7 protein-coding genes are annotated in these 10586 nt (G+C 59.8%); 4 read left to right on the top strand and 3 right to left on the bottom strand.

The features are described from left to right. Positions 1 to 276 precede the first annotated feature (276 nt). Positions 277 to 1476 carry a glycogen synthase gene (gene glgA / locus JMA46_RS14240; protein WP_207346008.1) on the bottom strand — a complete coding sequence of 400 codons (1200 nt, stop codon included), beginning with the start codon at positions 1474 to 1476 and terminating at the stop codon, positions 277 to 279. Positions 1477 to 1580: 104 nt separating this feature from the next. Here glgA and glgC point away from each other — a divergent pair, with 104 nt between their 5' ends. From glgC to pepN, 4 genes are all read left to right on the top strand, one after another. Continuing rightward, a complete protein-coding gene (glgC, locus tag JMA46_RS14235) occupies positions 1581 to 2996 on the top strand; it encodes a glucose-1-phosphate adenylyltransferase (RefSeq protein WP_207346007.1) in 1416 nt (471 codons plus the stop codon). 32 nt (positions 2997 to 3028) lie between these two features. Then, entirely contained in the window at positions 3029 to 4468 is a 1440-nt protein-coding gene (locus JMA46_RS14230; protein ID WP_207346006.1) for an SDR family NAD(P)-dependent oxidoreductase, read from the top strand. After that, positions 4462 to 5529 (top strand): putative sulfate exporter family transporter, encoded by a 1068-nt coding sequence (locus JMA46_RS14225; RefSeq protein ID WP_207346005.1) that lies wholly within the window; start codon positions 4462 to 4464, stop codon positions 5527 to 5529. Before JMA46_RS14230 ends, JMA46_RS14225 begins: the two co-directional genes overlap by 7 nt. A 156-nt stretch (positions 5530 to 5685) precedes the next feature. Continuing rightward, the gene (gene pepN, locus JMA46_RS14220; protein WP_207346004.1) at positions 5686 to 8397 is read left to right on the top strand and encodes an aminopeptidase N; all 2712 of its coding nucleotides are present in this window, start codon (positions 5686 to 5688) and stop codon (positions 8395 to 8397) included. A 4-nt stretch (positions 8398 to 8401) separates the two neighbouring features. Here pepN and JMA46_RS14215 read toward each other — a convergent pair whose 3' ends face one another. Continuing rightward, entirely contained in the window at positions 8402 to 9478 is a 1077-nt protein-coding gene (locus JMA46_RS14215) for a tellurite resistance/C4-dicarboxylate transporter family protein (protein ID WP_207346003.1), read from the bottom strand. Continuing rightward, a complete protein-coding gene (locus JMA46_RS14210) occupies positions 9475 to 10536 on the bottom strand; it encodes a biotin/lipoate A/B protein ligase family protein (protein WP_207346002.1) in 1062 nt (353 codons plus the stop codon). Before JMA46_RS14210 ends, JMA46_RS14215 begins: the two co-directional genes overlap by 4 nt. Between the last annotated feature and the right edge of the window lie 50 nt (positions 10537 to 10586).

Raw genomic sequence — 10586 nt, 5'->3', positions numbered from 1 at the left:
TCCACAACAGCACCTGGCACGCCACCCTCATCAACGGCACACCCCACTACACCGCCCCCTACCCCCTCGACCCCCAACAAACACCACGCCGCAACCACTACCACCACGGCCTCCCCAAAAAGACAGTAAGAATCAATGGTGATAGTGGATAGGGCGGGCAGCAAATATTTCGACGGACGTTAAAATTGTGAGGGCCCTGATCTACAGATCAGGGCCCTCACAAAGAAGTAGCTAAGTACCATATAGATACCAATTAGATACAGCACGGAAAAGCTTTTACCCAGGAAGAACGCTTTTATAGACGTCCAAGGTTTGTTCAACGATCGATTCCCAAGAGAAATGATCTGTTGCCCGCTGACGTCCTTTTTCGCCCATTGCTCGGGCACGCGCAGGATCGTTCACAACCTCAATCATCGCGGCGGCAAAGTCTGCCACAAACTTCTCCGGATCCAAGGGCGTTCCCGTGCCGTCACCAACCTGCTCCAACGGAACCAACAATCCCGTCTCGCCGTGGGCAACAACTTCTGGGATTCCACCCGTTGCACTGGCCACGACAGCAGCTCCACATGCCATGGCCTCCAAGTTCACGATGCCAAGCGGCTCATAAATTGAAGGACAGGCGAACACGGTTGCATGGCTAAGGACCTGAATCAGCTCAGCACGCGGGAGCATCCTTTCGATGACGATGACTCCGTTACGCTGTGCCTTCAGGCCCTCAATCAGCTCATTGACTTCGGCGCCGAGTGCCGGAGTGTCTGCGGCACCCGCACACAAAATCAGCTGCACCTCCGGAGGAAGCGCTGCAGCTGCCTTCAAAAGGTACGGCACGCCCTTCTGACGCGTAACCCTTCCAACCCAAACAACGCTGGGACGGTCCGGATCAATGCCAAGGGAACGGACGACGTCGTCGTTCTCATCGCGCTGCCACGCAGCAACATCGATGCCGTTGTGAATGACCTTGACCTTGGCCGGGTCCACGTCGGGGTAGCTGCGGAGGATGTCTTGGCGCATGCCGTCGGAGACAGCAATGATGGCAGCGGCGCCTTCATAAGCGGTCTTCTCCACCCAGGAGGAAACGGCGTAGCCGCCACCCAACTGTTCGGCTTTCCACGGGCGCAACGGCTCCAGGCTGTGGGCACTCAGAACATGCGGGATACCGTGCAGCAGCGCCGCAATGTGTCCTGCCATGTTGGCATACCAAGTGTGGGAATGCACTAGGTCGGAACCGGCAATGGCTGGCACAATCTGCAAATCCACCCCCAGTGTTTGGACGGCAGCATTTGCATCGTCAAGTTGAGGGAGGGGTTCGTAGGAGGCAACAGTGGCCCCATGGAAGTCCTTTTCCCTTTCCTTTCCGAATGCATGCACCCGCAAATCGGCCTTCGCAGCGAGTACACGGCTGAGCTCGGCGACATGCACTCCGGCCCCTCCGTAAATCTCGGGCGGAAATTCTTTTGTCACAATGTCTATACGCACCCTCTCAAGGTAGTCTGTCGGGACACATTTGTTCTAGTGTGAAGTTGTTGTGACCCTCGGAGGTCACCGCAAACTGAACCATTAAAGCTGGCGGAGGGTGGATCATGTCAGTCAAAAAAGTTTTGGCGATCGTTTTGGCAGGTGGCGAGGGTAAACGCCTGATGCCGTTGACAGCAGACAGGGCTAAACCGGCGGTGCCCTTTGCGGGTTTCCGCTTGGTTGATTTTGCTTTGTCGAACCTGGCCAACTCGGGATATTTAAAAATGGTTGTCTTGACCCAATACAAGTCACACAGCCTTGACCGCCACGTGTCTGAGACCTGGCGCATGTCCACACTCTTGGGTAACTATGTAGCTTCAGTTCCCGCTCAGCAACGACGTGGCAAAAGTTGGTTCCTTGGAAGCGCTAACGCCATCTACCAGTCGATGAACCTCATTGGTGACGCAGAGCCGGACATTGTTGTCGTGGTGGGTGCGGACCACGTCTACCGCATGGACTTTGAACAAATGGTGAACAGCCACATCAAGTCCGGCGCCAGGGCCACCGTCGCCGCAGTGCGCCAGCCTCTTGAGATGGCTGACCAGTTCGGTGTCATTGAGATTGACAATGCTGAAGTCCCCGGTGCTGTTGGCGCCCACAAGATTGCAGCGTTCGTGGAAAAGCCCGCCACAACGCCAGGGCTTCCTGATGCTCCTGATCAGTTCCTCGCTTCAATGGGCAACTACGTCTTTGACACTGATGCCTTGGTCGAAGCACTGGAGTTGGACGCCGCCAAGAGTGACACGAAGAATGACATGGGCGGAGACATCATCCCCCACTTCGTGGAACGCGGCGAGGCCTTCGTCTACGACTTCACGACTAATGACATCCCCGGTGCCACGGACAGGGACCGGAACTACTGGCGTGATGTGGGCACCATCGATTCGTACTACGACGCGCACATGGACCTGATCTCGCCGTTGCCCATCTTCAACCTCTACAACAGGGATTGGCCCATCTACACCCGTAATTCCCTGTCCGCACCGGCCAAGTTTGTCCACGGTGCACATAACTCTGCAGGCACCGCACTTGATTCAATTGTGGACCAAGGTGTGGTGGTATCCGGTGGCGTTGTGGAGAAGTCCGTGCTGTCCCAGGACGTCTTCGTCAGCGACGGCGCCCGTGTTCAGGAATCGGTGTTGATGGACAGGGTCACCGTCGGCGAAGGCGCCATGGTGTACAAGGCGATCATCGACAAGAACGTGAAGATCCCGGCTGGCGCAGCCATTGGCGTGGACATGGAACTGGACAAGGCTCGGGGCTTTGTCATCACCGAGTCAGGCCTGACGGTCCTGAGCAAGGGCCAGGTAGTCCCTGTTCCGGATGCAGCCGAGCGGGCCTTGGCCAAAGCGAAGATTGCGGAAATTCAAGAAGGTTTCTTCATCTCCGTTGCCCAGCGCCGTATTGAGCAGGACGGAGCAGCCGTTGAGCAGGAAACTGCCGAAACTGCAGTGGAGGAGCCTGTCGAAGTCACGGGGTAAGCCCGCTCCGCTGGAGAGGCTAAAATTGTTCAGTGACTGCCGACGACTTTACCCCCGAAGAGATTCAAAATTGTTTGAGAGTCTTGGAGAACATCCATGTCTATGACGAAGAGCATCCTGACTATATAAAGGTCCGCAGGGCCACGGGAAAGATGTTCAAGGCCGTCAAACGGTACCGCCGTAACGTAAAGCGTGACGCAGTCAATGAAGCCGACAAGGCTGTCATTGCGAAAACTGCGACGGCGGCACCTGACCGGATAGACGATGAGACTCGGGGTAACAAGCTCAAGCCGTCAACGACTGGCGACACGGCGGGAACGCTTTTGCGTTCCCGCCCGTGCTACATCTGCAAACAGCACTACACCCAGGTAGATGCGTTTTACCATCAGCTGTGCCCGGATTGCGCAGCATTCAACCATTCAAAGCGCGACGCACGCACTGATCTTTCGGGCAAACGGGCGCTGTTGACTGGTGGGCGTGCCAAAATTGGCATGTATATTGCGTTGCGATTGCTGCGCGACGGTGCCCACACCACCATCACCACACGCTTCCCCAAAGATGCTGCCCGTCGTTTCGCGGCCATGGAAGACAGCGGAGAATGGCTGCACAGGCTCCGCGTGGTCGGCATCGACTTGCGTGATCCAAGCCAAGTTGTCGCCCTAGCCGACTCGCTCAATGACGCCGGCCCCCTGGACATCATCATCAACAACGCAGCCCAAACCGTGCGCCGGACAGGCAACGCCTACAAGCCGCTGGTGGACGCAGAGTTGGAAGACCTTCCCACCCACTCCCCCATGCCAGAACTTGTCACCTTCGGCCACGCCCACGACAAGCACCCATTGGCCCTTGCCACTCAAATGATGGAAAGCCCGCAGCTTGCCGGTGATGAAATCGCAGCCTTGGCCCTGTCCATGGGCTCGGCGTCACTTGAACGAATCGCTGCCGGAACGGCCATCGACGCCGGAGGCCTCGTTCCCGACCTTGCCACCATCAACAGCTGGACCCAAGTGGTGGAACAGGTAGACCCCTTGGAAATGCTTGAAGTGCAGTTGTGCAATGTGACGGCGCCTTTCCTCCTGGTGTCCCGTCTTCGCCCGGCCATGCAGGTGTCAAGCGCCCGCCGCAAGTACATTGTGAACGTCTCAGCCATGGAGGGACAGTTTTCCCGCGCCTACAAGGGCCCCGGCCATCCGCACACGAACATGGCCAAGGCGGCGTTGAACATGCTCACCCGTACCAGCGCCGGCGAGATGCTCGAAGAGGACGGAATCCTGATGACAGCCGTGGACACGGGATGGATCACCGATGAGCGCCCGCATTTCACCAAGGTGCGCTTGGCTGAAGAAGGCTTCCACGCACCCTTGGACCTCGTGGACGGCGCCGCCCGCGTGTACGATCCCATCGTGATGGGTGAATCCGGGGAAGACCAGTACGGTGTATTCCTGAAGGACTACAAGGTCAGCCCATGGTAAAGCCCGACGGCGGCGTTGTCACGAAGGGAGCCACCTTGCACACACTGGCGCCCGGCCTGGCTGTAGCCCTTGGCGCAGTCGCCGTTTCCTTGCTGTTGCACGCAGTGGTGCCGATGCTGCCTTCCATGACCATCGCCGTCGTGCTGGGCATTGCAGCCGTCAACCTGCCCGTGACATCACAATGGTGTCAAGGACCATTGCGGGCCGGGCTGAACTTTGCCGGCAAGCACTTCATGCGCGCTGGCATAGTCTTCCTTGGCCTCAAGCTCAGCCTGGGCGACATCATGGGCTTGGGCTGGATCAGTGTGGCCCTGATCGTGGGAGTGGTGCTGCTCAGCTTCGCGGGCACATTCACTTTGGGTAAGCTCTTCAAGCTCGGCGGCGACACCCCCCTGCTGATCGCCACCGGTTTCTCGATCTGCGGCGCTTCCGCCATCGGCGCCATGGCTGCCGTCAAGAACACGAAACACGAAGACACCGTGCTACCCGTGGCTCTCGTGACGCTCTGCGGCACACTCGCCATCGGCGTTCTGCCGTTGCTCATGCACCCTCTGGGCTTGACCAACCTGCAGTTTGGCCAGTGGGTGGGCGCAGGTGTCCACGATGTGGGACAGGTCGTGGCGACCGCGCAAACCGCAGGAGCCGTCGCCCTCAGCGCTGCCGTGGTGGTCAAGCTGACGCGTGTGGTGCTACTGGCACCGATCGTTGGGGTCGCCGGAGCCCTTGAACGCAGGCGCCATGCCCGCGCCCTTGCCCTCATGGTGGCTGGCAGTCCCGAAGCCGCCGCAGCCCCTCGCTTCCCACCCGTCATACCCATGTTCGTTGTCGGCTTCCTGCTGATGGCAGCTTTGCGCACCACCGGCTGGATGTCCGACGGCGTCATAGAAGCAGGAGCCCTGGCCCAGGACATTACCCTTGGCGCCGCACTGTTTGGCCTTGGCTCAAGCGTCCGAGTGCGCGAACTGCTCAACACTGGGCTGCGCGCCACGGTCATGGCAATGTGTGCCTGGGCTCTGATTGCAGCGCTGGCCTTTGGCGCCGTGCACTTGATGTCTGCGTAGAACCCGCCTGAACCTGGGTCAGGCGGGTCTATCTAGGTCTTCGAGGTTCTGCTGAGCCGTCTGTTCTTTCGAGCTCCCTGAGTCCGCCAAAGAGCAAAGTCGAAGTGGTTTCCAGCAGCACGTGGAAGTTTGCAGCTGCCGTGGTTGAATGAATTGGTGCCGAACTTTAATCTGCTGCGCAGTGAAGCCGCAGCCCGCAAGTCCCTCCTTACCGTCCATGAGTACGACGTGGAGCTCGACCTGAGCCATGCCCGCGACTTGTCCGTCCCAGGGTTTCCCACCCGCAGCAGCATCACCTTTTCCGCTGCCACGTCAGGTCAGTCCGATCCGGCCCCCACGACATTCCTTGACTTCATTGGAATCAGTGTTGGGTCGGTGACTCTGAACGACGTGAAGCTGAACGTTGCGGAAGTAGTTGAGGGATCGAGAATCCACCTGCCCGGACTTGCTGCAGAAAACACGGTGATGGTTGAGGCGACGGCTGCTTATTCAAGTTCCGGCGAAGGACTGCACCGGTTCATGGATCCCAGCGACGCTGAAATCTACACCTACACGCAGTACGAGCCTGCGGATGCTCGGCGTGTTTTTGCCAATTTCGAACAGCCTGACTTGAAGGCCCCCTTCACGTTCCACGTCACAGCACCTGCTGGCTGGGAAGTGGCCTCCAACCAATCGGTGACCCAAAAGACGGAGCCGGCACCGGCCACGGAGCGGGACGCAGCACCGGAGCCGTCCACGGAAGTGAAGTCGGGCACCGGAACACGGTCAGCACGTGACACGCCGGAGGCCGTGCGTTGGGACTTTGCCCCCACGCTGCCCATTTCCACCTACATCACCACAGTGCTGGCAGGGCCGTACTTCAAGGCCGAAGATCATTTCTCCATGACGTTCGGACCAGAAAGTAAACACGCCGGACAACGCCTGGACATCCCGTTGGCTGCATATTGCCGCGCATCCTTGGCCCAACACTTTGACGCAGCGGAAATCTTCACCATCACGAAGGCGGGACTGGCCTGGTTCCACAGCATTTTTGACAACCCCTATCCCTTCGGCAAGTACGACCAAGCGTTTGTGCCGGAGTACAACTTGGGCGCCATGGAGAATCCGGGGCTGGTGACGTTCACGGAGTCCTACATCCATGCCTCCCGCGCGACCGACATGGCATACCAGCTGCGCGCCATCACCATCATGCACGAAATGGCGCACATGTGGTTCGGCGACCTTGTCACCATGGGTTGGTGGGATGATCTGTGGCTGAAGGAGTCCTTCGCCGACTACATGGGCCACCTGGCTGTCGCCGAGGCCACCCCGTGGGCGCAGAAGTCCTGGACGTTGTTTGCCAGCCGCCGCAAGGCGTGGGCCTACACTCAGGATCAGCTCCCCACCACTCACCCCATCGTCGCCGACATCCCAGACTTGGAAGCGGCCAAGGCCAACTTTGACGGCATCACGTACGCCAAGGGCGCCTCGGTACTCAAACAGCTGGTGGCCTACGTGGGCCGGGATGCCTTCATCGCCGGATCGCGTGAATACTTCAAGGCGCACGCATACTCCAACACATCCTTGCAGGACCTGCTGGCCCCGCTGGGCATCGCCTCCGGACGCGACCTCGGCACGTGGGCGGGCCACTGGCTGCAAACCTCCGGCATGTCCACCCTGACACCGGAGCTCACCGTGGCCGAAGGCAGGATCACGTCTTTGCGGATCCGCCAGGAGTCCGTTGACCCCATCACCGGCCAGCCGTCACTCCGCCCGCACCGCCTGGCCGTGGGCCTATTCAACTACGACGGCGGAGCCCTGGTTCGGAGCCAGTCGCTGTCTCTCGATGTTGCCGGGGAAGTGACGTCAGTGGACGCGGCGGCCGGACTCCCGGCGCCGGACCTTGTGCTGCTCAACGACCAGGATCTCAGCTATGCAAAGGTCCGGCTTGATGCAGGATCTACGAGTACGGCGCTCGCCGGTGTGGGCACGGTCAGCGACACGCTGGCCCGAAGCCTTGTTTGGTCCGCGCTCTGGAACGCTTGCCGCGATGTTCTCCTGCCGGCTACGGCCTACCTGCAAGTCGTCATTGAGCAAGCAGGCCACGAACGCGATATCAGCCTCCTTCAGACTCTGGTGGACAACGCACTGTACGCCCTTGGTTGCTACACTCCCCCACAACATCGGGTGGAGGAAGCTGCACGGCTGAGCGCCGGAGTCGAACGCCACTTGGCGAGCACCGCGCCCGGCAGCGATGAACAACTTGTCTGGGCACGCGCACTTACAGTCCTGGGCCGCGGCAGCGACACCCTGGTGCCGCGTCTTCGCGGACTTCTGGACGGTGTGGACGTGCCTGAGGGCTTGCTCGTGGACAGGAATCTGCGTTGGCTTCTGTGGCAGGCCCTCTCGGCCCGCGGGGCAGCTGATACGGCAGAACTTGATAGTGAACTGGCGGCTGAAACAACAGCTGAATACCGTGCCGCCCGCCGCACGGCACTGACAGCTTTTCCGGATGCGGGACGCCGGCAAGAGTTCTGGGACAGTGCAGTTGGTGGCAAGGCGTTGAGCAATGAGCTGCTCAGCGCCACCATTGAGGGGCTCACCATGGCCCCAGTTGAAGCGCTGGAACCCTTCGTGGAGCCCTACTTTGCCGCAATTGCAGGGGTGTGGCGCGAACAGAGCTTGGAGATTGCCGGACGGATCGTTCGCGGACTGTTCCCGGCGCGCCAAGATCTTGCGCCGGGAACATCGCCACAAGAGCACCCCGTAATTATGCGGACGGATGCCTGGCTGGCTGAGAACACTGACGCCGCCAAGGGGCTGCGTCGGATGGTCATCGAGCAGCGTGACCACTTGCTCCGTTCCCTCCGGGCTCAATCCGCCGGCTGAGCGGTCAGCTGCTGCGGGAGTTCGTCCACTGCCGCAGCAGCCACTTCAGGAAGGCTACTCCCATGCCGCCGGCAACTATCAGCCACGCCAACACGGCAAACCAAGTGGCACCCTGTCCGACAACCTGTACCAGGGGCATGGAATTTTCGCGTCCGAATCTGAAGGTGGCCACGGCAAACATGCCGAGCGGGAAGACGATGGACCACAGCGCCGTCGTATATACCAGAGGTTCGCGTCTGACCACATGGCGCCAGAAGCCAAAGGCCACCAGTAGCGGCACCCACCACAGTCCGAAGGCCCACAGCAGGTAGCTCAGACCGCCAACTGTAGGTCCCGCCATGTGCACGACGGGCAGGTCGTTGGGCAGGTGCAGGATCATGGATCCGGCCAGCACTGTTATGGCTGTGGCACCCATGAAAATCCAGTTTGTGGGTACTATTCCACCCTTGTTTTCACCTCCTGTGAGCAAACGCAGGATGACCAGGGTGGTGAGCGTGAAGTACAGCATGATGCCAATGCCCCAGAAAGCCACTGCTGCATCGCTGAGCAGGCGCACGTTGCTTCCCCCGGAGGCCAGGGAGGCTGCGGCCATCGACAGGGACTGGGTAGAGACCACCCAGAGGAACCAAGTGCCGTCAACTGGCAAAAGGCGGGGACGGAGGCTTTCACCGATCTCTGTCCGGAGCATCATGGACAGCGGCACACCGTAGGCCAGAAACAGCCAGAGTGGAACGCTGGAAACGGCCAGAATCCAGGTCACGGCCGGCGCCACGGGGTGGAAGCCGATGCCAACAACATTGATGCCAGCCACCATGGTCAGGTAGCCGAAGCCCTTGTGCGGGTTACGGAAATCCGCCACAGCGTCTGCGGTGTGAAGGATGATGCGCCCCAACAATCCCACAATGAGCAGCACGAGGCCCGCAACGGCTATCCACAGCAGGATCTTGGAGGCCAGTGGCCACTCTGCGTCGAGCAGCGATGCAGAGACGATTCCGGTGGCCATGACAAACGCGAAGGATGCTGGTGGCTGGTTCAGCAACCGTGATCTGGGATTCTTCGCTGTCATTCTGATGGCTCTCATGGGATCCGCAGCAACCATTCATCCGTGGCAAACTTGTTCTCGACCCGCAGACGTGCTTCTTGAAGTTCAGCCTCGGTGAGGGTAGATGGCTGCGCACCGTAGCGGTTGGCAAAGGTGGCGGACATGCGGTCAAGGATTTCTTCGCGGGTCAGACCGCTTTGGCGGCGCAGCGGGTCCACCCGCTTCTTGGCTGACCGGGTGCCTTTGTCTGAAAGCTTCTCCTTGCCAATGCGCAAAACCTGGACCATTTTGTCTGCGTCGATGTCATAGCTCATGGTCACGTGGTGAACCATGGCGCCGTTGCTAAGCCGCTTCTGCGCTGCACCGCCGATCTTCCCCTGCTCTGTGGCGATGTCGTTTAGTGGAATGTAAAACGCCTCAATGCCCATGGATTCCAAGGCTGCCAAAACCCACGCATCAAGGAACTTGTAGGAGTCCTCGAAACTAAGCCCGTCCACGAGGGTCTGCGGCACATACAGGGAATACGTGATGCAGTTTCCAGCTTCCATGAACATGGCACCGCCACCACTGATCCGACGCACAACCTTGATGCCGTATTTCTGCACTCCTGCCGGGTCCAGTTCATTGCGAACAGACTGGAAGCTGCCGATCACCACGGATGGCTCCTCCCAATCCCAAAAGCGCAGGGTGGGGTTGCGCCTACCCGCCCCCACTTCTTCAGTCAACACCTCATCCAGTGCAACATTCACTGCGGTTGGCAGGACGGTGGGGGCGATGATATCCCACTGGTGGTCCACCCAGCTGCTGGCCCGTGTCAGGGCCCGCCGCACGGCGATGGCCACGGCCTGGACCGAAAAGCCGAACAACACCGACCCCTCCGGCAGGGCTGCCGTGACTGCGTTGGCTATCTCTACGGCGGGAAGTTCGTGGGAGAGCCCGTTGAGGGCTGCGTTGATGTCATCAAGGGCTTCATCCGGTTCGAGGAAGAAGTCGCCACTGACGCGCACATCCCGGAGCGCCCCGTCCGCGACCGAGCAATCCACCACCACCAGTTTGCCGCCGTGGACCTTGTATTCACCGTGAAGTTCAGAAGCCATGGCTTCATTTTCCATGCCAAGGGAGCAGATAGCCAAAACGACTTGCACAA

It is taken from the genome of Arthrobacter sp. E3 (assembly GCF_017353415.1).
Classification (GTDB): domain Bacteria; phylum Actinomycetota; class Actinomycetes; order Actinomycetales; family Micrococcaceae; genus Specibacter.
This window is presented reverse-complemented; position numbering and strand designations above follow the sequence as displayed.